The organism is Synechococcus sp. WH 8016, assembly GCF_000230675.1.
Classification (GTDB): domain Bacteria; phylum Cyanobacteriota; class Cyanobacteriia; order PCC-6307; family Cyanobiaceae; genus Synechococcus_C.
This window is the reverse complement of the sequence record NZ_AGIK01000003.1, coordinates 66003-91933: the sequence shown is the minus strand read 5'-3', so window position 1 is coordinate 91933 and position 25931 is coordinate 66003. Positions and strand designations below refer to the sequence as shown.

The following is a 25931-nucleotide window of genomic DNA, read 5'->3' as shown; positions in this document are numbered from 1 at the left end:
AATCCGCTGTTGTCCTTGCCGTTCGAACCCTCCATCGAGGGTTTGGGTGAGTCGTATTGGGATGTGGTGGAGGCGGCAGTGTTCCCCAGAACGCAGTTGCGCTTTCGCAACAACGCCCTGTTGCGTCAGCTGGGGTTGGAGCCAGAGGCTGTTTCGGACCCAGACTTCGAGGGGGCCTATGGCCGTTTTGAAGAGCGTGTGCCCCTGCTTGCTCTGCGCTATCACGGCTACCAGTTCGGCACCTACAACCCCCAGCTAGGAGATGGCCGCGGCTTTCTCTATGGCCAACTGCGCGATCGAACCGGTTTGCTTCAAGACCTCGGCAGCAAGGGGAGTGGCACCACCCCTTGGAGTCGTGGTGGGGATGGACGCCTCACCTTGAAAGGAGGGGTTCGTGAAGTGATCGCCTCCGAGGCGTTGCATCGTCTTGGGGTGACCACGAGCCGCACGTTGTCGTTGATCGAAACCGGTGAGGACCTTTGGCGTGGGGACGAACCATCGCCGACGCGGAGTGCGGTGATGGTTCGGATGGCACGGACCCATCTGCGTTTTGGTAGCTGTGAGCGGTTGTTGTCTTTGCGTGACCCCCAGGGGTTGGAGCGCTTGCTCCGCCATGTGGTGGCGGTGTATTACCCCGATGTTGCGGCAGCCCATCCAGCCCCTGATGGCGATCGCCCGGCTTTGGAGCATCAGCTTCTCGCCTTCTATGCAGAGTTGGTGCGGCGGGTGGCTCGCTTGGCAGCTGAGTGGATGGCAGCTGGTTTTGTGCATGGCGTGCTCAATACCGACAACATGTCGCTCGTTGGTGAAAGCTTTGATTACGGACCGTTTGCCTTTTTAGACCGCTGGGATCCGAGTTTTACGGCGGCTTATTTCGATCAGACCGGGCTGTATTCCTATGGACGTCAGCCAGCGATCTGCCGAAAGAATTTGCAGCTTCTCCAAAACCCTTTGGCGATGTTGCTCGCTCGGTCGTCCATGGAGCAGTCGCTTGAGCAGTATGCAAGCAGCTATCAAAATCACTATCGCTTCTGTTTGCTGAGGCGATTGGGATTGACCCCCAATCCTGATGTGGACAGTGATGATCGCCTGGTGAGCGCAACGCAGGATTTACTCGCGAGCTGGCCCGTTGCTTATGGAGACTTTTTTACTGGTCTCGCTTCGACGATTCAATCCGCTGGGTTGCCCCAGGAGCCTGAGGGCTTGCCTGTTGTCTTGAGCGATGGGGAAGCGCCTAGCAGGGAGGTGTGGCAAGCCTGGCGCGATGCCTGGTGGTGGCAGACCCAGGCCAGCGAGGCACGAGCAGCATCTGAGCCAGAAGCCTCCGTGTCGGAACGCTTAAGGCGCTGGAACTTGAGCCAGACACCCACCCGCCCCGTGATCGAATCGCTTTGGGAGCCGATTGATCAAGAAGATGATTGGCTGCCTCTTGGAACGTGGATTTCATCTGTGATGCAGGCCTGAGAGCGCACGGAAGGGGGTTACCTTTGGCCTCGCTCTCGACGATGAGGGTTGGGGCTGCCAGTTCTTTTGGGTTGCAGGCAGTGAAGGGTGAGCCACCAGCTCAGGCCACCAAACACTGTTCCAGTCAGGCTTGAGCCAAGCAAAAGCCGGCTCATCACATCCCACCCTGCCGTGGCGAGCAGCTCTTGATTGAGATTGTTGAGCCCCGGCCAGCCAGCGCCTTCCCCGAGGATCAGTGCCCCTAGGCGGTAGTTGAACCAAAACAGCGGCACATAGGTGAATGGATTGCTGATCCAGGTGCCTGCGGCGGCCAGCAGATGGTTGCCGCGTACCAGGCTTGCCAAGCCAATTCCCAGCAGGGTTTGAAATCCAAAAAAGGGAAAGCAGCCGCAAAACACCCCTGCGGCGAGTCCGCGGGCGCGTTGGCCCGCCGTTCCTTCCTGCCGCCAGATCCACTGCAGCCATCGGTTCAAGCGTCGCTGAAATGTGTTCCGCAACCGCTTCATCGAAACTGCTTGCCGATCGTGCGGCTATGGAAGCTTCGGGATCGTAGGAAGGAGTGCGTGATGGCGGCAGGGATCGGGGAATGTCTGGGATTGGGCCAGATCAGGCACTTTCGATCGCCGCGATCGCTACGGCTGTAGCACCGGGGCAGGGGGGCATCGCCGTGATTCGCTTGTCGGGTCCCAGTGCTGTGCGCGCCGTTGCTGCGATCACGGTGATTCCTGGTCAACAGCTGTGGGAGAGCCACCGGATTGTGTATGGCCATGTGGTGGCTGCCGGTGGTGTGGAACGGCTCGATGAGGTGCTGGTGCTCGTGATGTTGGCGCCGCGCAGTTTCACCGGGGAGGACGTGGTCGAAATCCACTGTCACGGCGGGGTCATCGCTGTGCAGCAGGTGCTGGCGCGCGTCTTGGAGCAGCCGGGTGTGCGACGGGCCCTGCCCGGTGAATTCAGCCAGCGGGCTGTGCTGAATGGCCGTCTTGATCTCACCCGGGCGGAGGCGATTGGTGATCTGGTGGGAGCGCGCAGCCAGCGGGCAGCGCAGCTGGCGATGGCGGGTCTTGATGGCGGGATCCAGAAAAAAATGGTGGTCCTGCGGGAGCGCTTGCTCGATCAGCTCAGTGAGTTGGAGGCCCGTGTGGACTTTGAAGAGGATCTTCCCCCTTTAGATGGTGCGGCGCTTCTGCAGGAGTTGCAGGCAGTGCGGATGGAGTTGAACACGCTGGTGGCCGATGGCGAGCGGGGATCCGTTGTTCGCCATGGATTGAGGGTGGCGCTGGTGGGCCGGCCAAACGTGGGGAAGAGCTCCCTGCTCAACCTGTTGAGTCGCCGGGAGCGGGCGATCGTGACCGACTTGCCTGGCACCACAAGAGATTTACTGGAAAGTGAGATCGTGCTGGATGGCGTGCCGATCACCCTGCTCGACACTGCAGGGATCAGGGCCACCTGTGATGCCGTGGAACAGTTGGGGATTGCCCGCAGCCGCGATGCCCTGGCCAGTGCCGATCTGGTGCTGCTGTTGTTTGATCTCGCTCAGGGGTGGTCGCAGGAGGATCAAGCCCTATTTTCCCAGATCCCTGAAGGGGTTCCCTGCTTACGGGTGGGCAACAAAGCCGACCTTTCTCTCAAGGCTGATTCCGTTGCTGGGCCTGTGTCCTCGCCGGTTGCCGATGTGCGCCTCAGCGCCGTCACTGGAGAGGGGGAGCAGGATCTCGTCCGTGCGGTGTTGGAGCGTTGTGGAGGCTTGAGCGAGCAGCCTCTGCTCTTGGCCTTGAATCAGCGTCAGTCCGATCTGGCGTCCACTGCGGCTGAGGCCCTGGCCCGCAGTGAGCAGGTGGCGGCCGATGGCCTTCCTTGGGATTTTTGGACGATTGACTTGCGTCAGGCGATTCGCAGCCTGGGTGAGATCACCGGTGAGCAACTCACGGAGTCGGTGTTGGATCGGATCTTTTCTCGCTTCTGTATCGGCAAGTGATCAGTTCCCTTGCTGCTGTTTGGGTAAGCGTCGGGCGATCAACACCAACACGGTTATCCCCGCATAGGCGATGGCCCAGGGCTGACCCGTTCCCCAACCCAAGTGCACAACGGTGTCAGCGGTGGAAAATTGCCAGGCATGAATCACGCCAAACCAAGCGAATACGGCCGCGCATCCGCTGCAGCTTGCCGCGGCGAGGAATCGGCCTTCAATGGCAAAGACCAGCAACGCTGCAAGCAGCATGGCTGTGATGATTTGTCCTTGCTCCAGAGCAAACGCACCCGCCGCCCAGACATCTCCCCTGGCGAGCTGCTGAACCATCTCTTGGTTGAAAGGTCGCTCTGCAGTGCCCAGACCGCCTGCGCGTAAACCGGCTTTCAGCAATTGGGCGCCCCATCCAGCCAGGCCAGGAAGCAGTCCGAGCACCACGGCGGGTGCATGGCGTGAGGGTGTGGCTTGAAACGCTTGCGCGGTCATCGCGATGCCGATGTAGAGCACGATCGCCATGCCGGCATCGATCGGGATCAAGAGCGCCAGCAACTCGAATAAACCAAAGAAGCAGGCTGCCGACATCACGACTCCGTTCAGCCAGGAATAACCAGAGCGGGCCCCCATGTCTTTGAAGCCGGAGTGGCCGATGTAGATCGTGGTGGGGAAGCAGGAGCCAAGGGCAGCAGCAGCGAGCGTCCCAACACCGTCGATCAGCAGGCAGGTGCGGGTGGCGTAGCGATCACCCGCGGCTTCCGCGCTTTCAAGGTTTTGCAGGGATCCGATCACATTGAAAAGCCCCATCGGCACGATCACCCCGAGCCAGGGGAAGAGGTCTGCTCGGTTCTCCCAAAGAATTTGCAGCTGAAGGGTTGGTGGATGCCAGCTGATGGTGCGGATGCTGTCCTGCCAAGCGCCTGGACTGGGAGTGATCAAGCCGCTACTCCAGGCGAGAACCATGCCCAGAAGAACGGCCATCAGGCCTGTGGGCAACGGCCAGCGCACCTTGGCGTAATAGCCAAGAACGATCACGGCCAAACTCGTAAGTCCGACCAGAGGGTGGGCATAGGTCCGCAGCAGGAAGCCCAGTGCGATGTAACCGAGGGCGATCCCGGCAAGGGTGGAGAGCAGGGCGGCTCGCGGGAGCCAGCGTCTTAAGCGGTCGGCACTGAAGGCTCCTGCGATTTCGATCAGGCCGGATCCCATGCAGGCCACCATTCCCGCATGCCAAGAACGGCTGATGGCCTCAGCCTCTGTCATCCCACCATTGAGTGCTGCCAGCTTCACCGGAAGCATCACGAGAAAGATGTAGGCAAACAAACTGACGGTGTTGATGCCGTAGGGCATGGCGGTGCAGGTGTCCCGTTGCTCATCGGCAGCCAGTTGCCTGGCCAGTCGTGTGTAGGCCAGATTCCCCACCAGAAGACTCACGCCGGCGGCGGGAAGAATCTGTCCGAACAGCAAGGCATCTGGATAGCCGAGCACACTTCGGCAGAGGCTGATGATCAGCAAGATTTGGATCAGGTTGTTGAGCCCCAGGGCTAGAAACCCATCCAGGTCGCCTGGCCACCATGGCCCGATCAGGCGCTGTATTTTGAGCCGCATGGTCAGCTGAGACTGGCGTCATCATCATGCTTTGTCTTCATCGGCGCCTCTACGCTCTCAACGCCACGATTGCGATGACCAGCCCCTTGCTCTCGGCGGATTTCCTTTCAAAGTGGATTCAGGGCCTTGCAAAATTTCCTTGACCCATCAGCTCCTGAGCCTCCGCACCGAGGCCCCTTTTCAATGCTTATCCATCACCACCGAGCTCCGTCGCTTCGTTCAAGTGCATGGTGGACAGGATGGTGCCGTGGTGGTGTCAGGTCAGCACACCACCACCGCTGTGATCATCAACGAGATGGAGGAACGACTGCTGATGGATCTGCAGCGGTGGTTGAGCCAGCAGGCACCCCCAGGAGCTAACTGGAAGCATGACGATCTGGAACTGCGGCGGGGTATTCCGGATGATGAACCGCGCAATGCCCATGCTCATCTACAAGCTCTGATGCTTGGCAATGAGGTCACCGTGAATGTCAGAAAGGGGGCTTTGCAGTTGGGGCAGTACCAAGAGGTGATGCTGGTAGAGCTTGATGGACCACGCCAGCGCAGGGTTTCTCTGCAGTGGCTTTCGGCCTAAAGCCAGGATTCCATGGCTGATGGCAGACGCCATGGAGTTCTAGTTCTGCACTCTGATTGCACTCTGATGCCAGCCAAAGACTGCCAGTGGCCAAGGAGAGGAGTGACGTCATGCTCTCGGGTTCAGTGGTCTTTTGTCTGGGGACATTGTCTTTAAAATGTTGTCATTGCTCGTGCGTTTGTCTGGGGCTTGTGGTGCTGTAATCCAGCCTGCGATCATCGGCAGTACCTTCCGCTCGAGCGTAGACATATCCATGCCGTAGTGATCACTCACTCCTGCGGGATTAGACCCAAAGACATGATCAAGTCCGTTGAACATGACCTGCTTGTAATCGATGGAAGATTCTTTCATTAACTGTGTCAATAGGCTGAAATCTTTTTGTGGACTCACTTGGATATCGCTGGATCCTTGCATCACCAAAACGCGCTGAGGAAGAGCTTGAATGCTGTGGTTGATGGAGGCTTGATTGCGCTGAAGATGGGAGTGGAACCAAGGACTCGCAAAACGGATGTTCCAACCAGATGCGACAAGTCCTTCCTGCCAAAAGCTCGACCAGTTCAAGGATGAATGCAGACTGAGCACTCTTTTTTGGAACTGCTGCATCATGAGGTGGCGCCCGGCTTCGATGGGCTCTTGGCTTAATTGTTGGAAGAGCGCTCCCAACTCCCTTCGCACCGTTGATGCTGCTTTAGGAGTTAAATCCTTCCTAAGCGCGTTTGCTTCGAATTGCTCGAGCACGATCACTCCTAATGGTCGAGCCGGAGCTGCCATGAGAACCAAGAACTCAAGATCAATCAATTCTTTTCCAGCGAGGTACGCAAACATCCCTCCTTCGCTGTGGCCAATGAGTCCTATCTTTTGTGGATCAAGGCATGGGAAAGCCTTGGTCGCTTGAATTGTTTCGCTGACATCATCAAGTAGGTCCTGAATCGTCAGCTGGAACTTATCACCGCTACTGGCACCAGTTCCTGGATCATCCAGCCTGATCAATGCAATGCCATGGGTGCAGAGAGCGTTGGTAACACTTGATCCCCATGGATACCCAGCGATGGGAGTCTCACGCTTGTGTTTGCCTGAGCCCGGAAGCAGGACGGCAACAGGGAATGGGCCATCGCCCTTCGGTAACCCAATGCTCCCTGCACGAACCCGTTGATTGGGCCGCCTAAGCAAAAGCTCGTGATTGCTTGCCCAGGCTTGTTCAGGCATGGTCTGGGTCGTAATCCATAGGATTGAGAGCAAAATACCAAAAAAGGAATAACAAAAAATGCTCAGATCATCCCAGAGAACTAATAGGTACGGGATGGCTCCCATCAGCAGAGGTTCTTCTCGATGTAAATCGGAATGTCCTTGATGGCCTAGGGATCATCCTTCCAGTTTAAGAAGGAATGTCTGATTCGAGCGTCGTCTGGTGATTGGTCTAATGGCACGATGAATGCGTCCTTGGTTCGTGAGCATGTTGGCCTTCTGATCTTTTTCTTCGGGTTCAAATTATCTGTTTTCCGTAAGTCCGAGAAAAAGAATGATATCTCTAGTGTGATGAGCTAATCCTGTTATGGATAGATGAGAGATTTGTGAAATCTGGGCTTTTGGTTTAGGGTTTTGCTGGCAAAGTGTGGTAGATGGTGTTATTCAGGGCGATGCCGAGGCTGATCACGGGTGGGTCTATGGCTTCGACAATTTTTCATGTACTTGCCTGTAGCGATCCATAGGATTCTCCCTGGATATAGACGGCTTTTGCGTTTCTTCGTGAACCGCAGAGGTCTTGATGGATGGCATGAATCAGCTTCTTTTAGCTGAGGGTTTAAAGGGGAAATGTTGCTTCTATTTTGTGCCCTAAAAGCTCCTGAAGTGTTTGGTATTTCCTCTCCATTACGCGGGTGCCTGGAGTTCTTGCCGGTGGCGCCTTGTCAGTCCTGTTGCTGCGCTTCGAGGCACGGTCTGCGATTGGGGGAGGGAAGAGGCGTTCATCATGGGAGTAGTCACTGTTGATACGCCTTGGCACGAGCGGATCTCTCGATCACTCCACGACTCCGCCAGCAGTTGGCCGAGTGGCTTCAGGAGGATCTCGGCCGCGGCGATCTCACCACGTCCGCTTTGCGAGGGCGAGAGGGGGAAGCCCATTGGCTGGCTAAGGCCGACGGGGTGTTCTGTGGGGGTGTGTTGTTAGAGCCCTTGGTCAGGGAATTGGTGGGTTCTTCAGAGCCGAGGCTGGATTGGCAGCTGCTCGTGGGGGATGGCACTCCAGTCGAGGCTGGGCAGCGACTCTTGGAGCTCAGGGGACCGGCGGAACATCTAGTTGCACTGGAACGCACAGCTCTCAACCTGGCGATGCGGCTGTCGGGCATTGCCACGGCGACGGCCGCTCTCGTGGCTCAGTTGAAGGGTACGGGTGTGGCTTTAGCCGACACGCGCAAGACCACTCCGGGGCTTCGAACGCTGGAAAAATATGCTGTCCGCTGCGGTGGTGGGGTGAATCACCGCATGGGGCTGGATGACGCAGCCATGCTTAAAGAAAACCACCTGGCTTGGGCCGGTGGCGTCACAGCCGCCATCGCAGCGGTACGCGCTGATGCACCCTGGCCAGCCAGGGTGATTGTGGAGGCGGAATCGGCTGAGGAAGCCCAGGCTGCGGTGGTAGCCGGTGCCGATGCGGTGCTCCTTGATGAGTTCAGCCCGGATGCGTTGAAAACCTTGGTCCCCTCGCTGCGGGCTCAGGCGGTATTGCGTCCTGCACGGACATCCGTTGTGTTGGAAGCCTCTGGGGTCAACCCAGCGGAATTGCCGTTGTACGCCGCAACGGGGGTGGATCTGATTTCTTCCAGTGCGCCGATGACACGTAGCTCCTGGCTGGATCTGAGCATGCGCTTCACCCCCGCAGGGAGCTGATCATGGGCTGCCCGTGATCTACGGGGATGCTTTATTGAGCTCGTTTCGTAAGCTTGTTAGTGAAAAATGCCATCAAGATGCCTACAAGGAGTCCGCTGATGTTGGCAAGAAAATCCATCCATTCCCCATAACGATTGGCATAGGGTTGTATGAGCTCTATCAGGCCACTGTAAAGAGCAAAAATGATGATGATGATGGGCCATCGCTTTGGCTTGCGTAAAGCCGTTGGAAAGGCAAGAGCTGCATAGGCAATCAAATGATGCGTTTTGTCTGATCCTGGAGCTTCGGGCAAGTTCTCCAGAGGATGCAACGACAGAATGGTGATTGCCAAGAGTATGAATAGGCTTAGCTTGATCCAGTAACGGCTAATTGGTTCTATTAATTTGACCATATTGATGTTACTTTTTTGGTTCCTAAAGCTCAACCGGATTCAAGATCTACGTGGTCATTGCTGTCGTCTTGTCTAAGACTTGGGAGTGGCTGAATTGTATGGCTTGAGCGTTTTGTTGAGATCGCGCCAACATTCTCTCAGCCCCGGTTGGCGTGATTGGGGGCTGCAGCTCCCCCGCGCCGGGGGATGATCAGGAGCTGAATTCGTTCACCGCTGCTTTCCATGCTGCGCATCGCCCAGGCTTTAGACACTCAGTTGCGTGAGGCGATGCAGCGGGCCTTCCCCGAGGTGGATGCTCTGCTCGATCCCCAGCTGGCGCCTGCCAGTAAGCCGGAATTTGGTGATTTCCAGGCTAATGGCGCCCTGCCCTTGGCCAAACCTCTCAAGCAGGCTCCTCGCCAAATAGCAGGGGCGATCGTGGAGGCGCTTCAGGCTGACCCAGCCTTCACAGCCCTGTGTTTAGAGCCTCAGATCGCTGGCCCAGGCTTTATCAACCTCACCATTCGGCCTGAGTGCTTAGCGGCTGAGGTGTCAGCAAGGCTTGGTGATCCGCGCCTGGGAGTACCGGAGGTACACAACGATTCAGCGGTGGTGGTGGATTTTTCCAGCCCCAACATTGCCAAGGAGATGCACGTCGGCCATCTGCGCTCCACGATTATTGGCGATTCTCTGGCTCGGGTGCTCGAGTTCCGCGGTCATCGGGTGCTGCGCTTAAACCATGTGGGTGATTGGGGAACGCAGTTTGGGATGCTGATCACCCATCTCAAACAGGTGGCGCCCGAGACCCTTAACACGGCCGATGCTGTTGACCTGGGGGACTTGGTGGCTTTCTATCGCGAGGCCAAGAAGCGTTTCGACGAAGACGAAGCGTTTCAAACCACATCTCGCGAGGAGGTGGTGAAGCTGCAAGGAGGAGATCCGGTGTCTCTCAAGGCTTGGGGATTGCTCTGTGATCAGTCGCGGCGAGAGTTCCAGAAGATTTACGACCGGCTTGATATTCGTCTGAGCGAACGAGGCGAATCGTTCTACAACCCGTATCTGGCTTCAGTGCTAAGTGGCTTGAAGGAGGCTGTTCTGCTCGTCACCGATGACGGAGCGGAGTGTGTGTTCCTGGAGGGCGTGAACGGGAAGGATGGCAAGCCCCTGCCGGTGATTGTTCGCAAGAGTGATGGTGGGTTCAACTACGCCACCACCGATCTGGCGGCGATCCGTTATCGCTTTGCCGGCGGCTCGGACGGGGATGGGGCGCGCCGTGTGATTTACGTGACCGATGCAGGTCAGGCCAATCATTTTGCTGGTGTGTTTCAAGTCGCCAAACGGGCGAATTGGATTCCAGAGGACGGCCGACTGGAGCATGTTCCTTTTGGGCTGGTTCAGGGTGAGGACGGCAAGAAACTCAAGACCCGTTCTGGTGACACCGTTCGGCTGCGGGATCTGCTCGATGAAGCGGTGGAGCGGGCAGAAGCTGATCTCCGCCGGCGCTTGCAGGAGGAGGAACGTCACGAGGACGAGCCATTCATTCGGCACGTCGCGAGCACGGTGGGGCTCGCGGCGGTGAAATACGCCGACCTCAGTCAGAACCGGATCACCAATTATCAGTTCAGCTTTGATCGGATGCTGGCCTTGCAAGGCAATACGGCGCCCTATCTGCTGTATGCGGTGGTTCGAATTGCGGGCATTGCGCGCAAGGGGGGAGATCTTGAGGCAGAGGCTGGAATGCTGCAGTTCAGCGAGCCGCAGGAGTGGGCTTTGGTGCGGGAACTGCTCAAGTTTGATGCGGTGATTGCCGAGGTGGAGGAGGAGTTATTGCCGAACCGTCTCTGCAGTTATTTGTTCGAATTGTCCCAAGTGTTTAATCGCTTTTATGACCAGGTTCCAGTCCTCAAGGCTGAGGGCAAGTCCCTGTCATCCCGTTTGGCGTTGTGCCGTCTCACCGCCGACACCCTCAAGGTGGGTCTGGGTTTGCTCGGGATTGCAACACTGGAGCGCATGTGATGAAAAATTGGTTATCTCCACCGCGTCAGCGCCTCTGGCCCATGGCTGTTGGCTTGTTGCTGTCGTTTGTGCTGCTTTTCGCAGAGCCAAACCTTGTGGACTTCTTTCAGAAAGGCCACTACAACTGGGTTTCGCTGCACTCCTTGGCTATCGCCAAGCACAGCGATCTGGCGTTTGGGGGTGTGGGGTTTTCCTGTGCGGTGATTCGGCCTGAGGGCGAGTTCTTTCACGATTACTTCAATCGCTATCCATTATTTTTTGCCCTGCTCAGCCGCTGGGTTCTCGCGCCCTGGTCAGTTGATGCCGTCGCTTGGATGTATGCGGCTCGGCAGTGGATGAATCTGATTTTTATTGCAACGGCTGTGGCGTTGTGGTGGTGGTTGCGTGCGATTCGCTTCTCGCGCCCAATTGCCATGGCAGCGCTTCTGCTCACCGGAGCTGCCCCTGTGGTGCTGCAGTACCGCAGCATGTTTCACTTCGATCAGCCAGCACTTTTGGCTTACGCCCTTTTGCTGATGGTGGTGGTGCGCAAGCTGCTAGTGCCGCATCCCGATGTGCGTTGGTACTGGGGAATGCTTCTGGTTGCAGCGTTGTCTGGTCGTTCGGCCGTGGTGCTGATCTTTTCCCTGATCTTGCCGCTGACGCTGGCCGTGTTTCGATCGCCTTGGGCGTCTCGTTCGGTCTGGCTTGGTGTGCCATTCGCTTTCGGGTCGGTCTTGGCGGGAACCACCTACAACGTGATCTGGGAGATGAGACTCAACCAGATCAGCTGGTCGCAGACCTCGGTGGTGCAGTCGGCATTCCGTCGTCTGGGGTTGAGTGGTGAAGGATTTGCTCCCCGTCACTTAGAGCGCACGGGTTGGTTTGGCGGAGCTCTTCCCAAAATGGCCGCGTATCTCGGTGAATATCTGCTTCCGCTTCTGACGGTTTTAGGTCTGCTGCTGCTGCTCTGGTGCCTTGTGCGATTGACCGCCCATGTGCTTCTAAAACATGGTCCGTCAGCCGAGAGGGTGTTGGTCGGCAATTCCCCGCTCAGGCTCATGCTTTGGAGCACCGGGCTGACGTCATTGATCTGGGTGGTCGTGATGAAAAACCTGTTTGTGTTTCACGTCTATGCCGGCATGGTGATCGTGCCGTTCTTGTTGGTTTGCATGGCTGTTTTGCTGGAGAAGGTGGTAGTGATTGCATCTGCATCGGCTGCCATCAGTGACCGACCTCTCAATCAAGTGCTGGTGGGTGCTTCCGTTGCGGCGTTTCTTGTGGTTCTTCTGCTGGGTCCCTCCGCGGAGCAGCGTCCTGATCAGGAGCGGAGGCTGGTGATGGAGGAATTTTTCAAGGAATTGGCTGAGTACCAAGCTGCATCCCCATCTCCGCCTCTGGTGCAGAGAAATGTCGATTGGTTCCCGCGCTCGCCTTATGCCCAGTGCGCGCTGCTCGATGGACCATTTTTGCTTGAGCCACCGATGGAGGGGGTTCAAGCGCCTCAGCCACCGTCCTTCCCCTCTAAACCCTGATTGCACCTGTGATAGTTCGTTCGAAGCTGCTGGCGACTGGGGGTATGGTCGCCGCTAGGGCAGATGTGGCCATATCGCTAAATCGCGGGACATCTTTGTGTCTCAGACGTCTGTTGTGGTCGAGTTTGTTTTGGTGGAAATGGGAATTGCAACCTTCACGAGGCGGATTGTTAGAAGTCGCTGAGCCTTAGAGCAGCAGCTGAAGCACTTGTCTGTCAGTGTTGAAGAGTTGGCACTGATTGGAGCTTGTGGCCATTCCTTCTCCCGATGCTCGGCCTGAGGTGGAGAGGTTGAAGGCCTACAGCGCTCCTCTCGAAGGGCGTCGCAATCTGTTGCGGCTTGACTTCAACGAAAACACGATGGGCCCAAGCCCCAGGGTCGCTGAGGCGATCCGCGCCTTTCCGGCCGAGCAGATCGCGATTTATCCCGAGTACGACGGCCTTCGCGAAGCCCTGATTGCCAATCTTGAGGTGTCGCCGGCGGGCCTGGCTTCTGTGCTGACGCCTGCCCATGTTGGGGTGTTCAACGGGGTGGATGCGGCGATCCATGCAGTGATTCATGCCTTTGGTGCGTCTGGTGACACGCTGTTGACCACCAGTCCCACCTTTGGGTATTACGCCCCCTGTGCGGGCATGCAGGGGATGGCGATTGAGGCCGTGCCCCATGAGCTTCCCGGGTTTTTGTTTCCGCTGGAGGCGATTCGAGCGGCTTTGTCGCAGAAGCCCCGCATCTTGATGCTGTGCAATCCCAACAACCCCACGGGAACGCGTTTGCCAGCGGATCAAGTGTTGGAACTTGCGGCTGCGGCGCCTGAATCGCTCGTGGTGGTGGATGAGTTGTATGAGGCCTTCACGGGAGACAGCGTCTTGCCGTTGATTGATTTTCGTGCTGTTCCCAATCTGCTCGTGCTCCGCTCATTGGCGAAAACCGCTGGACTTGCTGGTTTGCGGATCGGGTTTGCCCTGGGTCATCCCGATGTGGTGGACCGGGTCGGCAGGGTTACGGGCCCCTATGACGTCAATAGTTTGGCGGTCACGGCGGCGATGGCGGCCTTGAAGGATCAGCCCTACACCGACGCCTATGTTGCCGAGGTGTTACGTGCGCGTCACTGGATCGTTTCTGAATTAACGCGGCAGCGTGTCGTTCACCATGCGGCTGGTGGTAATTATCTGTTGCTTTGGCCTCGTCGTTCGCCTGAAGCCGTGGAAGCCGCGCTGCGGGCGGCAGGGATTTTGGTGAGATCGATGGCGGGGAAGCCTCAGATTGATGGTTCACTGCGCATCAGCATTGGCACCACGGAGCAGATGCAGCGCTTTTGGCAGGCTTATCAAGCGATTGATTCCGAGCTTTGACGGTCGATCAGGCCACATCATCACTTCCAACGTTGCTCCTGCTTGCTACGGGGGGCACCATCGCTGGCCGTGGTGCCACCAGCACCTCCCTTAACGGCTATACCGCGGGGGCATTGGCTGGATCGGAGCTGCTCCAGGCGCTGCCGCAGCTGCAAGGGCTGGCCCACATTCAGGTGGAACAACTGGCCAACTTGGATAGTGCTGATTTGCAGTTTCAGCATTGGATCCAGCTGGTGACGCGAATTCGTGAGGCTTTCGCTGCCTCCCCCGAGCTGGCGGGCGTGGTGATCACCCACGGCACCAACACCTTGGAAGAAACCGCCTGGTTGTTGGAGCTCCTGATTGATGATCCGCGGCCAGTGGTGTTGGTGGGAGCGATGCGTCCGGCCACAGTCCTCAGTGCCGATGGTCCGCTCAATCTCTTTCAAGCGGTGCAAGTGGCATTGAGTGCTCGGGCCCGCGGGCATGGGGTGCTTGTGGTGATGGATGGCCAGATCCATGGAGCCAGGGCTGTCACCAAGGTGGCCACCCAGGGGGTGGGTGCGTTTCAAAGTCCAGACCTGGGCCCCTTGGGCTGGGTGGATGACAGCGGCGTGCATTTGCCGGGGGTGTCCGGGGCCCGGTTCGTTCCGTTCGCCCCATTGGTATTGCCGCCCGAGTGGCCTGAAGTGGCCATTGTTTACGGCTGTGTGGATGCCCCGGTGTCGATGGTTTCGGCCCTCTTCAAGGCGGGGGTAAAGGGGCTGGTTTGGACCGGCACCGGGGCCGGTCAGTTGTCTGCAGGGGAGTGTGAAGCGATCAAAACCTGGCCTGGGGCCTTGCCGTTGATGCTGCGCGCGAGTCGTTGCGGTAGCGGGCCCGTTCATCCCTGTGCGCTTCAGGATGCCCTGGGGTTGTTGCCGGCAGGAACCCTCAACCCTCAGAAGGCGAGGATTCTTTTGCTCTTGGCCTTGATTGCTGAGATGGAACGGGCCGAGCTGTCAGCGCTGTTGGTTTCGATGGCGATCAACGCATGACATCGATCACGGTGTTGTCACCGAGGGTTCCAGGCAGGTTGAGGTTTGGTCCCACTTTGCGCACTTCGGTCCCAGCCATCGCATCCAAAAAAGGCTGAACATCGCCGAGGTCGCATCCGGAAGGAGGCTCCCCATTCACGTATTGAACGGGAATCACCCTGCGGGGATTGAGTGCGCGCACCACCTTGGCCGCCTCCTCTCCGTTGTAGACCTTGCCGCCGCCGCCAACACCGATGATCAAGACGTCGGGGCGACCGAGAAGCACTTTGTCCTCACCGCTGAGGGTGGCGGCAGTGCCGCCGAGATGGGCGAAGTTGAGACCTGCCTGTTGCCAGCGCCACACCGTGGCTTGGCCAAAACGACGGCCACCCACCCGGTCATGGGGAGCGGCGAACCCTTCGATCCTGAGGCCACCGACCCGATAGGAGCCTGGTTTGGCCAAATAGGTGCCGCCCCCGATGCGAGCTCCTTCATCGGGTAATTCCGAACTGGCGAGGATCACCGTTGCGTTCACGCGAGGCTCAGCCAGTCCCTTGGCGCAGCCCACCGCCCGAAATGGATTCACCATCACGGATTGGCCACCTCCGCGGATGAGCAAGGCGCTATGGCCGTAATTGGTCACGGTGATGCCTGCCGCCCGAACGGGAGCCACCGTTCCAACCGCCAGCAGGGCGGAACCACTCAGAACAATGCGGAAAAGACTCTGAACCCGTTCGTGGACCGACATTGTTGATCGTCTTCTTGCCCAGGAAGCTAGCAGTGTTGTCACTGGGGTTCTGCTTGGCGCAGGAAGTTGGCCAGCAGCTGGTGCCCTGCTTCTGTGAGCACACTTTCCGGATGGAACTGCACTCCCTGGAGATGGGGGTAGTCGCGATGGCGCAGCCCCATGATCGTTCCGTCGTCGAGCCAGGCAGTGACTTCAAGGCACTCAGGAAGGGTTTCCCGTTCAGCAATCAGGCTGTGATATCGGGTCGCGGTTAGGGGTTGGGGAAGCCCGGCAAAGACGCCTTCACCGCGATGCTGAACAGGTGATGTTTTCCCATGCATGAGTTCGCGGGCTCTCACAACGCGTCCGCCGTAGGCCTGCGCAAGCGATTGATGTCCGAGGCACACGCCAAGGGTTGGGATGGTGGGTGAGAGTTGGCGGAGAACCTCAAGGCAAACACCGGCTTGATCCGGATCGCCTGGTCCCGGTGAAAGCAAAATGGCGGATGGATTGAGCTTACGAATCTCCTCAAGGTTGAGGGCATCATTTCGTTCGACGCGACAGTCGGTCGCCACGGGGAACTGGCTGGCGAGTTCGCCCAGGTATTGCACCAGGTTGAACGTGAAACTGTCGTAGTTATCGATAACCAGGAGCATTGTTCAGAGGCCCAGGCGCAGGATCAGGGGTGGAACGAGAAGAAGGAGCGCAATCAGCATTGAGCTGATCGCAGAGACGAGCACAGCGGCAGCGGCACAATCCTTGGCAATTCTGGCGAGGGGATGGAATCGGCGGCCGATCGCCAAGTCCACGACCGCCTCGATGGCCGTATTGAGCAGCTCCAGCACCAACACGACAGCCACCGTGAGCACCAACACGGCCAGCTGGATCGCGGGCAGCTGGAGCCAAATCCCCATCCCTAGAACCAGTGCACCCGTACAGACGTGGATACGAAAGTTCCTCTGGCTAACGAAGCCATAGCCCAGCCCTTGGGCTGCGTAGCGGAAGCTGGAGGGGAGATCCCCGGCGATCCGCCAAGCACCCCGCTTCGCGGCACGGTGGGCTCGATGGGTGCTGCGCTGGCTGATCTCCTCTGACACCGGTGCTCCGTCTTCAGGGTTCAGCAGTGACTTCATCTGCTGATTCACAGTTGATCTCAACTAAGGAACGAACGTTACCGCCCATGCCAAGTAGGTGCTCCTGTTTCTGAAGCATTGCAGCGAGGGAGTCTTCATCGGGATGATCCCAGCCCAATAAGTGCAGAAGCCCGTGACTGATCAACCAACGCAGTTCCCGATCCAGGCCATGCGCCTGTTCCAAGGCTTGACGACGGGCGGTGGGCACCGACACGACGATGTCTCCTAGCTCAAGCTCCTGGCCAGCAGCCATCGGCATCTCACTCTCCAGGGCTGCAAAGGAGAGCACGTCTGTTGGCATGGGTTTCTGGCGCCAGCGAAGATTCAGTTCGGCGACGCTTGCGTCATCGAGCATCGAGACCCCAAGGCTGACCGACTCGCAGGTCCTCACCGCTTCGGGACAGGGGTGGTCGCGGCCCTGGCGAAGGTCTTCAATCCAAGCGCTTAAGTCACACTCCCAGTCTCTGGCTTGCTGCAGCCTGGAGCGCGTGCTCGCGTCATCGGCCGCATCAAGGAGATCAGCGGCTGCAGGGCTGAAGGCCAGGTCGAGCGTGATCATTGCGGGAGTGTGGGTCGCCCTAACCAGGCCACCACAAGAATGAACCCAATGAACCCTGCAGCGGTTAGGCCGAAGTGGAACAGGCTCTGTCCTCCTTTGCGCACCATGTTGCGCATGGCCAATTTCACGAAACTGGGGGGTGGAGCCCCCTTGTCATCGCTTTGGGGGGTGGAGGGGCTGCTGTCGTTTTCGGGAGCCTTGGTCATGGAGGAATGATCGTGATGGATGGAGCGTCGCTCAGCCGTCGTCGTCGCTGCCTGGGCGATCCACACCTTGGCGCAGTAACGCCTGGATGAAGGGGTTGAGATCTCCATCCATCACGCCTTGCACATCTGTGGTCTCCTCTTGGGTGCGCAGGTCTTTCACCATCTGATAGGGGTGAAACACATAATTGCGGATCTGATTTCCCCAGGCCGCTTCAACGATGTCACCGCGAATGTCGGCAATTTCTGCTGCACGCTGCTCCTGGGCAATCACCAGCAATTTCGCCTTGAGAAGGGCCATGGCCTTCTCCTTGTTCTGAAGCTGAGAGCGCTCTTGGGTGCAGCGCACTGCCAGGCCGGTGGGCACATGGAGGATGCGAACAGCCGTTTCCACCTTGTTGACGTTTTGTCCACCTGCTCCGCCGGAGCGGGAGGTCGTGACCTCCAGATCTTTTTCAGGAATGTCGAGATCAACCTCTTCATCGAGCTTTGGCATCACTTCCACACCCGCGAAGCTCGTCTGCCGTTTGTCATTGGCATTGAAGGGGGAGATCCGTACCAGTCGATGGGTCCCTTTTTCGTTGCGTAAGTAGCCGTAGGCGTAGCGACCTTCAATCTCAATCGTGGTGCTTTTGATCCCAGCTTCCTCTCCCTCCGATAGCTCATTGACCGTCACGCTCATCCCCTGGTCTTCAGCCCAGCGGGTGTACATGCGCAGCAACATCTGGGCCCAGTCCTGGGCGTCCGTCCCTCCGGCACCGGCGTTGATGCTTAAGACCGCCCCTTCTTTGTCGTATTCGCCGCTGAGAAGCCGTTCCAATTCCCAGCGATCAAGAGCTTGTCGCAGCCGATTGAGTCCTTGCTGAGCTTCACCGAGCAGGTCTTCGTCAGGCTCTAATTCATAGAGCTCAAGGGTGGCTTGCCCATCGTCGATCGCTCCACGCCAATCGACAAGTTGCTGAAGCTGCGCCTTGACCTCGTCGAGGCGACGCATCTGCTTTTGTGCGTTTTGCTGATCGTTCCAAAAGTCGGGTTGAGCGGCGAGTTGCTCGAGATCCTGCTGCCTGGCATTCAGTGCAGGAACGTCAAAGACAGTCCTGGGCATGGCCCAGGCGGTCAGTGAGCTCGGAAAGATCGCGTTTGAAGTCTGTGAGATCCAGCAATGGGGCAACGGAGTCTTGTTATCTCGACGCTATCAGCGCGGTCGTCCTGCATAAGATTCAGCCTTCGTATGCGGCAGTTCGATGGCCAAGGTTGAGATTTACACCTGGAGCACCTGCCCGTTTTGCATCCGCGCGAAGGGTTTGCTGGACCGCAAGGGTGTGGCCTACACAGAAGTCTCGGTGGATGGGGATGAGCCTGGACGGGATGCGATGGCGGCTCGAGGCAACGGCAAACGCAGCGTTCCTCAGATTTTCATCGATGACCAACACGTTGGCGGCTGCGATGAACTTCATGGCCTGGAGCGCGCGGGGAAACTGGATCCCCTGCTCGCCGGTCAGGGCTGAATAGGTGTCTGCCATGCGCCACCTCTTTGTGTTGGATCCGCTGGATCGGATCAACCCTGCCAAAGATTCCACAGCCGCGTTGATGCAGGCGGCCCAGCGCGCCGGCCATGAGGTCTGGGCGTCCACGCCTGCAGATTTGATTGCCCTCGGTGATGAGCCCCTAGCGGTGGCTGTGCCGGTGAAGCCGGATCCCTGGATTGAGATCGGTGAACCAGAACGCTGTCCGCTCAGGCGCTTTGGAGCGATCTGGATGCGGAAAGATCCTCCCGTTGATGAGGCCTACCTCTACGCAACTCATCTGCTCGATGTGGCCGAGCGAGCAGGAGCCCTGGTGCTGAACCGTCCGGCATCGCTGCGCAGTTGGAACGAAAAGCTTGGTGCCCTGCGCTTCAGTCGTTGGATGGCTCCAACGTTGGTGTCGGGCCGAATTTCGGAGCTGTCGGCTTTTGCGCGCGAACAGGAGGAAGTGGTTCTGAAGCCCCTCGGTGGCCGGGCTGGTTTAGGTGTTGTGCGCGTCTCCGCGTCAGCGCCAGGCCTAGGAGCTTTGCTGGAACTGGTCACGGAACAGGGTTCCCTTCCGGTGATGGCGCAACGGTTTCTGCCGGCCGTCACCGATGGTGATAAGCGGATCTTGTTGGTGGATGGAGAACCTCTAGGCGCTGTGAACCGCAAGCCCAAAGAGGGGGAGTTTCGTAGCAACCTGGCCGTTGGGGGATTTCCGGAGGCCACGGAGCTCACGGATCGGGAACGCTTGATTTGTGAGGCCTTGGCTCCCGCGTTGCGCTCGGAAGGCTTGTTCTTTGTGGGTATCGATGTGATTGGCGGGATGCTCAGTGAAATCAACGTCACCAGCCCAACCGGCATTCGTGAGGTGGAGCGGCTGATGCACGTGCCTTTGGCCGACATGGTGATTGCACGTCTGAGTGGTGCGTCCTGAATTCAGGCGGAAGATCCTCTCAATCAGTCATTAATGGAGTGGTGACTGCGTTCGCTCCCTGCTCCCTGAATGAAGATCAAGCTGGTCGGCGAGGACGGCCAGCTTTTGACTGACCTCTTGTAATTCCCGCTCCGCAATCGATCCCCGCACCAGGCCAGCGCCTGCGGTGAGGTCGAGCTGGTGCCCGCGCAGGTGTCCGCAGCGGATCGCAACCCGCAATTCCGCATCCCCCGCTTGGTCGATCCAGCCTATGGGTGCTGCATACCCACCCCGCTCGAAGGGTTCAAGGGTTTGCAGCCAATGCATTGCCTCCCGCCTTGGCAGTCCCGCGACGGCGGGGGTGGGGTGCAGTGCGGCGGCGAGGGCCAGGGCTTGATGCCCTGTGGCATCGGCACTGATCGGGGTGTGCAGATGGATCAGTTGCCCGTGGCGCGCCAGTTGGGGCCGCCGGGGGCTCTGGGGTTTAAGCCCTTCCTCATGAAGGCTCTCGCTGATCGCTTTCACCACCAGCTCATGTTCATGGCGGTCCTTGCTCGATTGCATCAGGGTTTCGCCGCCTTCGCCTCGACCAGCGGTGCCGGCTAGGGCATCACTTCGTAACCGTCCGTTTCGCAGGCTCAGCAGACGCTCCGGTGAGGCTCCAAAAAAAGCATCGTGGCTGCCGCGTTGCCAGAGGAAGCGGCAGCTACCTGTTTGCTGATGCCGCAGCCTCTCCAGCAGCGGCAAGGGGGAGAGAGGTGTGGTGAGTTCGATCGACTGACGAACCGCCAGCACCAGCTTGTGCAGCGCTCCCTCATTCACCAATGCCAACCCTTGCTCGAGTGCGGGTTGATAGCGCTCTTGCCAGCAGCCTACGGGGGTCCCCAGAACCGTTGCATCGCCTGGCCGATCGTGAGGCGAGCTTGCGTTGAGCGCTTCGGCCATCTGCCAAAGCACTTCCACCAAGACCCGCACATCGGAGGCATCGGAGGCATGGCCATGCATGCGCAACCAGCTTTGTTGGCCATGGCTACTGAGCTGCCAGCGCGGGAGCAGCGCTTGCAAGCAGGGGGCCGCCTCCACGCTGCCCTGCTGTTCCCTGCTCTGCTCAAAAAAACTGAAGGCGAGCAAGACGCGAGACCGGGCTTGGCACGGTGCCTCAGGGCTGGCATCGATCAGGCGTTGCAGGGTGGTGTCGCTGAAGCGTTGGGCCAGTTCAAAGCGGCGTGGACCTGCCAGGTCAAGGTGTTGGCATTGACCAGCGGCAGCGAGGCAGAGGCCTGGGGCGCTGTCCCACAGGAAGCGGAACGAGCTCTCTCCCGCTAGGCAGGGCAACTGCTTCAGGGGATCCTGAGCAGGAATCTGCAGGGCGAGGCTGAAGGTGCCCTCCTCCACTTGGCGCTGTTGCCAGGCGCGCTGAGCGGTGTTGAGCAGCGTGTCGAACCGCTGAGCAGCCGTTGGTTGTTTGGCAGCGGCTGTCATGTGCAGGCGGATCGGTGCAGCGTCCTGCTCAAATGTATGAGCCAAGTCGCAGTGTGTCTGGATCCTGCCCATGCCAGATCCCCAGGCTGTCGCAACCCGTTACTCCATGTCCGATCGCCGACGCCTGTGGAAGGCCGCCATCAAGTGGCGGATGTATTCGGTTGCCGTGATGCCCGTGCTGTTGGCGGCAGGTTGGCGACTAGGCGGCCAGGAGTCGGTGCGCTGGTTGCAGTTCTCGGGGTTTTTGCTGGCGGCGGTGCTGCTGCTTCTCTGGGAAAACCTCAGCAATGATCTGTTTGACGCCGATACCGGTGTGGATGTGGTCGGCAAGCCGCATTCGATCGTGGCCCTGGTAGGGCAGCGACGGTCTGTTCGGCGTTGGGCCGGTCTGGCGTTGATCTTGGGTTTAGGCCTGATGCTGATGCTCGCTCTGCGCAGTTCGTTGGCAGTGCTCCCGCTTGTGCTTGTGAGCTGTGGGCTCGGATATCTGTACCAAGGCCCACCCTTTCGTTTGGGATATCGGGGCTTGGGGGAACCGCTTTGCTGGCTTGCTTTTGGTCCCTTTGCGACGGCGGCGGCATTGCTTGTACTGGCTCCTGCTGATCAGGCGGGAGTGCCTTGGCAGCTTGCGTTGTTGCTTGGCTCAGGCCCTGCTTTGGCCACGTCTCTGGTGTTGTTTTGCTCCCATTTTCACCAACTGGATGAGGACGCGGCCCATGGCAAACGCTCTCCCGTGGTGCGCTTGGGAACGGCCAAAGCGGCTTCCTTGGTGCCCTGGTTTGTGGCCGGCACCCTCGCGCTCGAGTGGGTGCCGGTTCTTCATGGTGATTGGCCGCTGACGGCCCTTTTCAGCGCGATTGGCCTGCCAGCGGCATCAGCGCTGATCCGTTTGCTGCGGGAACACCATGCCGAACCAGATCGGATTGCTGGCAGCAAATTTTTGGCGCTGCGTTTTCAGGCTTTAAACGGTCTTGGCTTAAGCGCGGGATTAGCACTCGGCCCCCTCCTGAGTTGACACCCATGGAGCTGCGCGTGCAGATCAGGCCCTATGCGTTCAAGCTCACGCGCCCACTCCAGACTGCTACTGGTGTCTTGGAGCAACGTCGGGGTTGGTTGTTGCGCGTGGAAAGTTCGGCCGGTCGTCTCGGATGGGGTGAGGTGTCGCCCTTGGATCTCCAGCAGCTCGAGGCCTGCCAAGACGCCATGGTGCCGATGATGGAGCCTGGGGTTATTTGGACCACCAGCGAGCTTGAGCGCTTGCTGGCGGCCGGGCCGGCGGCGCTGGCTTTCGCCCTTGGTGCTGCCCTCGCCGAGCTGGATGGTGAGCTGGGGAGTGCCTCTTGTATTGGCTGGCTGCAAGCGCCACCGTCGGCGTTTTTGTTGCCGGCAGGAGCTGCGATGCAGGATGCCCTGGATCGCCTGCTGTCCAGCGTGAATTGCAGCCTGCCGTTCACGCTGAAGTGGAAGGTGGCGGCCTGCGACCACGAGCAGGAGTGGTGCTTGCTTCAGGGTCTTCTCGACAAGCTTCCTGCGTCGGCACGCTTGCGGCTCGATGCCAATGGCGGTTGGGACAGGCTTCAGGCTTGGCGCTGGGTGGAGAAGCTACGCGGGGATCCACGGGTGGAGTGGTTGGAGCAACCGCTTGCGGCTGATGATTGGGAGGGCCTTCAGGCCATCGCTGCGCTGGTGCCGGTCGCTCTCGATGAGTCCTTGCAGGCCCATCCCGGCTGGCGGGATCAGTGGGAGAGCTGGCAGGTGCGCCGACCGTTGTTGGAGGGAGACCCCAGGCCTCTCCTGCGGGACCTGGGCCGCGGCAAGCCCCGCCTGATGTTGAGCACAACGTTTGAAACCGGGATCGGTGGCCGTTGGCTGGCGCATTTAGCGGCCCTGCAGGCACAGGGGGAAACACCGGCGGCTCCTGGTCTGGCTCCGGGATGGTGTCCGGCTGGCCCCCTGTTCAGTTCTGATCCTGCAGAGGTGTGGGAAGCAGCCGGAGGGGTCGGGTGAGCGCAGGCTTCCAAGGATTGGTTCGATGGGTGGTGCAGCCTGGGGGAGGCATGGCGACGTTCGCCGCCCTGGAGCAAGCGGTGGAGGCGGGGGCCTGGTTGCACTTGCAGGTGGGCCAGGATGGTGGACGTCTAACCGATGGAGACCTCTCACTCCCCGACTCACTCTCCGACCTTGCTTGGCCGCGCAAGGGAGGTGTGGTGTTGGCCAGTGGTGGTAGCCAGGGGGGGCGGAGCTGGTGCCTGCAGCCGTGGGCTCACCTCGATGGCTCTGCGGCAGCGTGTGGACGCTGGCTAGGGGGGATTGGCCTCAGCTCAGAGGGGGTGATCCTGCTCAATCCCCTGCCGGTTCATCACATCAGTGGCTTGATGCCTTGGTGGCGCAGTCGCCTTTGGGGAGCAGAGCACGTTCTGCTTCCGCCTTTGCTGATGAAAGATCCGCCGTCCTTGCTGGCGACCTGTCGGGACGTCCCTGGTTGGGGCCAGAAACCGGCCGTGGTGTCTTTGGTGCCAACCCAGCTCAAACGCTTGCTGGATCACCCCGAGGGGCTGGCTTGGTTGCGGCATTTGGCACTGGTTTGGGTGGGAGGCGCCGGGCTGCCTGCCCCCTTGGCGGAGCGTGCTCGCGATCAGGGGATTCGCCTTGCTCCTTGCTATGGCGCCACCGAAACCGCTGCGATGGTGGTGGCGCAGGCGCCCGATCGCTTCCTTCAAGGGGAGCTGGGCTGTGGTGCTCCCCTCGATGATGTGGAGCTGCAGCTGGACCGGGCTGGTGTGTTGAGGGTGCGAACGGAGCGTTTAGCGCTGGCTCGCTGGCGTGATGGTCGGCTGGATCCCCTCGTGGATGCTGAGGGCTGGTGGAGCACCGGAGATGCGGCCGCTCTCGTTTCTGCAGGGGAGGGGGATCTGCGCGTGCAGATACGAGGCCGGGTTGATGGTGCCATCCATTCCGGGGGTGAAACGGTGTTTCCAGAGCAGCTCAGCCAACGCCTCCTGCATCATGCGCAGGAGCAGGGTCTGCCGCTGGAAGCTGTGCTGCTGCTGCCCGTTCCTAGTGAGGAATGGGGGCAGCGTTTGGTGGCGTTGGTTCGTTGCCGTGATGGCTGGATTGAGACCGAGGGCTGGGCGTCGGTGCAAGCATCGATGCGCAAGATGACCTCAGGCTGGCTACCGGCCGAGCAACCGTTGCAATGGCTTGAGTGCGCGGTTCTTGAACCCTCGTTGGAGGGCAAATGGGAGCGGGGTCGTTGGCAGCGCTGGCTGGAGTCGCAAGAATTAAGTCTTCTGCGCTAAGTCCATGACCGTGCTGTCGGAAACCGAAATCAGCAACAAAAAGCTGGCAGCAGGTCTGTTGGGAATTTTTTTGGGCTCATTCGGTATTCACAAGTTTGTTTTGGGATACAACAACGCCGGAATCATCATGTTGGTGGTGAGCTTGGCTGGCGGGGTTGTGACCTGTGGTGTCGCGACCGGCGTGATGTCCGTGATCGGAATGATTGAAGGCATCATTTACCTCACCAAATCCACAGATGAATTCAGGGAGATGTATCTCGAGCAGCAAAAGGCTTGGTTTTAATGGCGAAGCCCCGTTCCTGGCCATCCGCCCCCACCCTGCTGCTTGCGATCGCAGCCTGCGTGAGTGGAACGGCCTTATCCACCCACGCCCATAACGGCTTTCATCCTTTGGTGATGGTGGCTTGCATGCTGCCGCTCCAGGTGGCTGGATTGGTGTGGGCGATCACCGCTGTGTCTTTGCATCGCCGCTGCCGTTAGATCGCTTCGAGTCTTCCTACGGTTGAGGCCTCTAGCCAGAGATCAATCGGCTCTGGTAAGGCGCAGCGCCTGCGACTTTCGGTTTCGATGGCAAGGTGCCGAATGAGACCACGCGCAACCTCGGTTTCCTCGATCTGAAAGCGATATCTCACCTCGAAACAGCCGGGGTTGAGCCGTTGAGGTTCGAGCAGGATTCTCAGGTCATCGCCTCCATGCACCGGCCGTTGGAAATCAGCTTCGCAATGCACCACCGGTAGGGCGATGGTGGGCCTTTCACTGGCATCTCGACAGCCAGGGAAGATGGTGCCTGCGCCGATGCCATAACGGTTAAGGCTCTCTTCCCAGGCCTCATGGCACCAGCGAAGCAGCTGATAAAAATGCATCACGCCTGCGGCATCGGTCTCCCCAAAGCGCACGTTGCGTTGAAGCTGAAGCCAGTGGTCGGGGGATGGCACGGTGATGGTCAAGGGGACGGAGAAGGGCGGTGGAATGGTTCAGCCTGGAGCTGGAAAGCCCGGCGAACCAACCACTCCAAAGCCATAGCTGAGCACCAGCCGAAGGAGCCAATACAGAGCGAAGGCGGAAGCAACGATGCTGATGGGTGCAAGCCTGAAACGCACCGGGATGAGCCGCCGCTTGCAAAGGGCCATGACGCTCCAGCTCAGCAATGCTGCCGCCACAATCGGCCCAAACAGATGGAACTCCAAGGCACGGTGAAGGTCACCAGTGAGAGCGGCGGAGGTGGCCCTCGTTAGATAGCAGCCTGGGCCGGGAATTCCTGTGATACCGCGAAATGGACAGTCCCAGCCTGGGATTTGCGGGTAGCGTCCTTTGAACCAGAGGACCATGGTCAGGGTGCATGGGACGAGGAACCCTGACTGG

The 25931-nt window shown here is 59.1% G+C and carries 28 protein-coding genes; 15 read left to right on the top strand and 13 right to left on the bottom strand.

What is annotated here, in order from left to right; genetic code table 11:
• Nucleotides 1-9: 9 nt before the first annotated feature.
• The gene (locus SYN8016DRAFT_RS09015) at nucleotides 10-1464 is read left to right on the top strand and encodes a YdiU family protein (RefSeq protein WP_006854056.1); all 1455 of its coding nucleotides are present in this window, start codon (nucleotides 10-12) and stop codon (nucleotides 1462-1464) included.
• 17 nt (nucleotides 1465-1481) lie between these two features.
• Here the strand turns inward: SYN8016DRAFT_RS09015 and SYN8016DRAFT_RS09010 are convergent, their stop codons facing one another.
• Nucleotides 1482-1970, bottom strand: a complete 489-nt coding sequence (locus tag SYN8016DRAFT_RS09010) for a DUF2062 domain-containing protein (RefSeq protein WP_006854055.1) — start codon at nucleotides 1968-1970, stop codon at nucleotides 1482-1484.
• A gap of 80 nt (nucleotides 1971-2050) precedes the next feature.
• Between SYN8016DRAFT_RS09010 and mnmE the strand changes: the two genes are divergently transcribed.
• Entirely contained in the window at nucleotides 2051-3442 is a 1392-nt protein-coding gene (gene mnmE, locus SYN8016DRAFT_RS09005) for a tRNA uridine-5-carboxymethylaminomethyl(34) synthesis GTPase MnmE (protein WP_006854054.1), read from the top strand.
• Here the strand turns inward: mnmE and SYN8016DRAFT_RS09000 are convergent, their stop codons facing one another.
• Entirely contained in the window at nucleotides 3443-5035 is a 1593-nt protein-coding gene (locus SYN8016DRAFT_RS09000; protein WP_006854053.1) for a hypothetical protein, read from the bottom strand.
• Between the two features lie 139 nt (nucleotides 5036-5174).
• Between SYN8016DRAFT_RS09000 and SYN8016DRAFT_RS08995 the strand changes: the two genes are divergently transcribed.
• Nucleotides 5175-5609, top strand: a complete 435-nt coding sequence (locus SYN8016DRAFT_RS08995) for a secondary thiamine-phosphate synthase enzyme YjbQ (RefSeq protein ID WP_038014226.1) — start codon at nucleotides 5175-5177, stop codon at nucleotides 5607-5609.
• A gap of 108 nt (nucleotides 5610-5717) precedes the next feature.
• On the opposite strand, the gene SYN8016DRAFT_RS08990 is transcribed toward SYN8016DRAFT_RS08995, so the two are convergent.
• A complete protein-coding gene (locus SYN8016DRAFT_RS08990) occupies nucleotides 5718-6815 on the bottom strand; it encodes an alpha/beta fold hydrolase (RefSeq protein WP_038014225.1) in 1098 nt (365 codons plus the stop codon).
• 789 nt (nucleotides 6816-7604) lie between these two features.
• Here SYN8016DRAFT_RS08990 and nadC point away from each other — a divergent pair.
• The gene (gene nadC, locus SYN8016DRAFT_RS08985; protein ID WP_006854049.1) at nucleotides 7605-8495 is read left to right on the top strand and encodes a carboxylating nicotinate-nucleotide diphosphorylase; all 891 of its coding nucleotides are present in this window, start codon (nucleotides 7605-7607) and stop codon (nucleotides 8493-8495) included.
• Between the two features lie 31 nt (nucleotides 8496-8526).
• On the opposite strand, the gene SYN8016DRAFT_RS08980 is transcribed toward nadC, so the two are convergent.
• Complete coding sequence (locus tag SYN8016DRAFT_RS08980) at nucleotides 8527-8826, bottom strand: VanZ family protein (protein ID WP_253909843.1); 300 nt, start codon at nucleotides 8824-8826, stop codon at nucleotides 8527-8529.
• Between the two features lie 282 nt (nucleotides 8827-9108).
• Here SYN8016DRAFT_RS08980 and argS point away from each other — a divergent pair, with 282 nt between their 5' ends.
• The 4 genes from argS (at nucleotide 9109) to SYN8016DRAFT_RS08960 (ending at nucleotide 14763) form a co-directional block, all read left to right on the top strand.
• On the top strand, nucleotides 9109-10881 hold the full coding sequence (gene argS, locus SYN8016DRAFT_RS08975) for an arginine--tRNA ligase (protein WP_006854047.1): 1773 nt from the start codon (nucleotides 9109-9111) through the stop codon (nucleotides 10879-10881).
• Nucleotides 10881-12395 (top strand): hypothetical protein, encoded by a 1515-nt coding sequence (locus tag SYN8016DRAFT_RS08970; RefSeq protein ID WP_006854046.1) that lies wholly within the window; start codon nucleotides 10881-10883, stop codon nucleotides 12393-12395. Before argS ends, SYN8016DRAFT_RS08970 begins: the two co-directional genes overlap by 1 nt.
• A gap of 248 nt (nucleotides 12396-12643) precedes the next feature.
• Complete coding sequence (locus SYN8016DRAFT_RS08965) at nucleotides 12644-13747, top strand: histidinol-phosphate transaminase (protein WP_006854045.1); 1104 nt, start codon at nucleotides 12644-12646, stop codon at nucleotides 13745-13747.
• Nucleotides 13744-14763, top strand: a complete 1020-nt coding sequence (locus SYN8016DRAFT_RS08960; protein ID WP_006854044.1) for an asparaginase — start codon at nucleotides 13744-13746, stop codon at nucleotides 14761-14763. Before SYN8016DRAFT_RS08965 ends, SYN8016DRAFT_RS08960 begins: the two co-directional genes overlap by 4 nt.
• Here the strand turns inward: SYN8016DRAFT_RS08960 and SYN8016DRAFT_RS08955 are convergent.
• From SYN8016DRAFT_RS08955 to prfB, 6 genes are all read right to left on the bottom strand, one after another.
• A complete protein-coding gene (locus SYN8016DRAFT_RS08955; protein WP_006854043.1) occupies nucleotides 14753-15490 on the bottom strand; it encodes an MBL fold metallo-hydrolase in 738 nt (245 codons plus the stop codon). The two genes, SYN8016DRAFT_RS08960 and SYN8016DRAFT_RS08955, sit on opposite strands and share 11 nt — an antisense overlap.
• A 38-nt stretch (nucleotides 15491-15528) precedes the next feature.
• Nucleotides 15529-16125, bottom strand: a complete 597-nt coding sequence (locus SYN8016DRAFT_RS08950; protein ID WP_006854042.1) for an aminodeoxychorismate/anthranilate synthase component II — start codon at nucleotides 16123-16125, stop codon at nucleotides 15529-15531.
• 3 nt (nucleotides 16126-16128) lie between these two features.
• Complete coding sequence (locus SYN8016DRAFT_RS08945; protein WP_006854041.1) at nucleotides 16129-16602, bottom strand: diacylglycerol kinase family protein; 474 nt, start codon at nucleotides 16600-16602, stop codon at nucleotides 16129-16131.
• Nucleotides 16580-17161: an rRNA maturation RNase YbeY gene (gene ybeY, locus SYN8016DRAFT_RS08940; protein WP_006854040.1), complete on the bottom strand. Its 582-nt coding sequence runs from the start codon at nucleotides 17159-17161 to the stop codon at nucleotides 16580-16582. The genes SYN8016DRAFT_RS08945 and ybeY overlap by 23 nt, the downstream gene beginning before the upstream one ends.
• The gene (locus SYN8016DRAFT_RS15795; protein ID WP_006854039.1) at nucleotides 17158-17367 is read right to left on the bottom strand and encodes a DUF3285 domain-containing protein; all 210 of its coding nucleotides are present in this window, start codon (nucleotides 17365-17367) and stop codon (nucleotides 17158-17160) included. Before SYN8016DRAFT_RS15795 ends, ybeY begins: the two co-directional genes overlap by 4 nt.
• Before the next feature lie 31 nt (nucleotides 17368-17398).
• Nucleotides 17399-18527 (bottom strand): peptide chain release factor 2 gene (gene prfB / locus SYN8016DRAFT_RS08930; RefSeq protein ID WP_115070857.1). Its coding sequence is split into 2 segments (ribosomal slippage): nucleotides 17399-18451 and nucleotides 18453-18527, totalling 1128 coding nucleotides; the frame shifts between segments, so codons are not numbered across the junction.
• A gap of 81 nt (nucleotides 18528-18608) precedes the next feature.
• On the opposite strand from prfB, the gene grxC reads away from it, so the two are divergent.
• Complete coding sequence (gene grxC, locus SYN8016DRAFT_RS08925; protein WP_006854037.1) at nucleotides 18609-18872, top strand: glutaredoxin 3; 264 nt, start codon at nucleotides 18609-18611, stop codon at nucleotides 18870-18872.
• A 13-nt stretch (nucleotides 18873-18885) separates the two neighbouring features.
• Nucleotides 18886-19809 (top strand): glutathione synthase, encoded by a 924-nt coding sequence (gene gshB / locus SYN8016DRAFT_RS08920; protein ID WP_006854036.1) that lies wholly within the window; start codon nucleotides 18886-18888, stop codon nucleotides 19807-19809.
• Between the two features lie 30 nt (nucleotides 19810-19839).
• Here gshB and SYN8016DRAFT_RS08915 read toward each other — a convergent pair whose 3' ends face one another.
• Entirely contained in the window at nucleotides 19840-21270 is a 1431-nt protein-coding gene (locus tag SYN8016DRAFT_RS08915) for an isochorismate synthase MenF (protein WP_006854035.1), read from the bottom strand.
• 70 nt (nucleotides 21271-21340) lie between these two features.
• Here SYN8016DRAFT_RS08915 and menA point away from each other — a divergent pair, with 70 nt between their 5' ends.
• Genes menA through SYN8016DRAFT_RS08890 form a run of 5 tightly spaced genes read left to right on the top strand, consistent with a single transcriptional unit; the run spans nucleotide 21341 to nucleotide 25049 of the window.
• Entirely contained in the window at nucleotides 21341-22285 is a 945-nt protein-coding gene (menA, locus tag SYN8016DRAFT_RS08910; protein WP_006854034.1) for a 2-carboxy-1,4-naphthoquinone phytyltransferase, read from the top strand.
• 5 nt (nucleotides 22286-22290) lie between these two features.
• Nucleotides 22291-23277, top strand: coding sequence for an o-succinylbenzoate synthase (locus SYN8016DRAFT_RS08905; RefSeq protein WP_006854033.1), 987 nt, complete (start codon nucleotides 22291-22293; stop codon nucleotides 23275-23277).
• A 50-nt stretch (nucleotides 23278-23327) separates the two neighbouring features.
• Entirely contained in the window at nucleotides 23328-24569 is a 1242-nt protein-coding gene (locus SYN8016DRAFT_RS08900) for an AMP-binding protein (RefSeq protein ID WP_006854032.1), read from the top strand.
• A 4-nt stretch (nucleotides 24570-24573) separates the two neighbouring features.
• The gene (locus SYN8016DRAFT_RS08895; protein WP_006854031.1) at nucleotides 24574-24852 is read left to right on the top strand and encodes a TM2 domain-containing protein; all 279 of its coding nucleotides are present in this window, start codon (nucleotides 24574-24576) and stop codon (nucleotides 24850-24852) included.
• A complete protein-coding gene (locus SYN8016DRAFT_RS08890) occupies nucleotides 24852-25049 on the top strand; it encodes a hypothetical protein (protein ID WP_006854030.1) in 198 nt (65 codons plus the stop codon). Before SYN8016DRAFT_RS08895 ends, SYN8016DRAFT_RS08890 begins: the two co-directional genes overlap by 1 nt.
• On the opposite strand, the gene SYN8016DRAFT_RS08885 is transcribed toward SYN8016DRAFT_RS08890, so the two are convergent.
• Together SYN8016DRAFT_RS08885 and SYN8016DRAFT_RS08880 are read right to left on the bottom strand one after the other, a co-directional pair.
• Complete coding sequence (locus tag SYN8016DRAFT_RS08885) at nucleotides 25046-25504, bottom strand: thioesterase family protein (RefSeq protein ID WP_006854029.1); 459 nt, start codon at nucleotides 25502-25504, stop codon at nucleotides 25046-25048. The genes SYN8016DRAFT_RS08890 and SYN8016DRAFT_RS08885 overlap by 4 nt on opposite strands.
• A 39-nt stretch (nucleotides 25505-25543) precedes the next feature.
• On the bottom strand, nucleotides 25544-25897 hold the full coding sequence (locus SYN8016DRAFT_RS08880) for a DUF2752 domain-containing protein (RefSeq protein WP_006854028.1): 354 nt from the start codon (nucleotides 25895-25897) through the stop codon (nucleotides 25544-25546).
• Between the last annotated feature and the right edge of the window lie 34 nt (nucleotides 25898-25931).

Bases quoted from the DNA above. Each gene is read 5' to 3' on its own strand.
- SYN8016DRAFT_RS09010 (WP_006854055.1), bottom strand. From the start codon at position 1,970: ATGAAGCGGTTGCGGAACACATTTCAGCGACGCTTGAACCGATGGCTG.
- mnmE (WP_006854054.1), top strand. From the start codon at position 2,051: ATGTCTGGGATTGGGCCAGATCAGGCACTTTCGATCGCCGCGATCGCT.
- SYN8016DRAFT_RS09000 (WP_006854053.1), bottom strand. From the start codon at position 5,035: ATGCGGCTCAAAATACAGCGCCTGATCGGGCCATGGTGGCCAGGCGAC.
- SYN8016DRAFT_RS08990 (WP_038014225.1), bottom strand. From the start codon at position 6,815: ATGCCTGAACAAGCCTGGGCAAGCAATCACGAGCTTTTGCTTAGGCGG.
- argS (WP_006854047.1), top strand. From the start codon at position 9,109: ATGCTGCGCATCGCCCAGGCTTTAGACACTCAGTTGCGTGAGGCGATG.
- SYN8016DRAFT_RS08970 (WP_006854046.1), top strand. From the start codon at position 10,881: ATGAAAAATTGGTTATCTCCACCGCGTCAGCGCCTCTGGCCCATGGCT.
- SYN8016DRAFT_RS08955 (WP_006854043.1), bottom strand. From the start codon at position 15,490: ATGTCGGTCCACGAACGGGTTCAGAGTCTTTTCCGCATTGTTCTGAGT.
- SYN8016DRAFT_RS08950 (WP_006854042.1), bottom strand. From the start codon at position 16,125: ATGCTCCTGGTTATCGATAACTACGACAGTTTCACGTTCAACCTGGTG.
- SYN8016DRAFT_RS08945 (WP_006854041.1), bottom strand. From the start codon at position 16,602: ATGAAGTCACTGCTGAACCCTGAAGACGGAGCACCGGTGTCAGAGGAG.
- ybeY (WP_006854040.1), bottom strand. From the start codon at position 17,161: ATGATCACGCTCGACCTGGCCTTCAGCCCTGCAGCCGCTGATCTCCTT.
- SYN8016DRAFT_RS15795 (WP_006854039.1), bottom strand. From the start codon at position 17,367: ATGACCAAGGCTCCCGAAAACGACAGCAGCCCCTCCACCCCCCAAAGC.
- grxC (WP_006854037.1), top strand. From the start codon at position 18,609: ATGGCCAAGGTTGAGATTTACACCTGGAGCACCTGCCCGTTTTGCATC.
- gshB (WP_006854036.1), top strand. From the start codon at position 18,886: ATGCGCCACCTCTTTGTGTTGGATCCGCTGGATCGGATCAACCCTGCC.
- SYN8016DRAFT_RS08915 (WP_006854035.1), bottom strand. From the start codon at position 21,270: ATGACAGCCGCTGCCAAACAACCAACGGCTGCTCAGCGGTTCGACACG.
- menA (WP_006854034.1), top strand. From the start codon at position 21,341: ATGCCAGATCCCCAGGCTGTCGCAACCCGTTACTCCATGTCCGATCGC.
- SYN8016DRAFT_RS08905 (WP_006854033.1), top strand. From the start codon at position 22,291: ATGGAGCTGCGCGTGCAGATCAGGCCCTATGCGTTCAAGCTCACGCGC.
- SYN8016DRAFT_RS08900 (WP_006854032.1), top strand. From the start codon at position 23,328: ATGGCGACGTTCGCCGCCCTGGAGCAAGCGGTGGAGGCGGGGGCCTGG.
- SYN8016DRAFT_RS08895 (WP_006854031.1), top strand. From the start codon at position 24,574: ATGACCGTGCTGTCGGAAACCGAAATCAGCAACAAAAAGCTGGCAGCA.
- SYN8016DRAFT_RS08890 (WP_006854030.1), top strand. From the start codon at position 24,852: ATGGCGAAGCCCCGTTCCTGGCCATCCGCCCCCACCCTGCTGCTTGCG.
- SYN8016DRAFT_RS08880 (WP_006854028.1), bottom strand. From the start codon at position 25,897: ATGGTCCTCTGGTTCAAAGGACGCTACCCGCAAATCCCAGGCTGGGAC.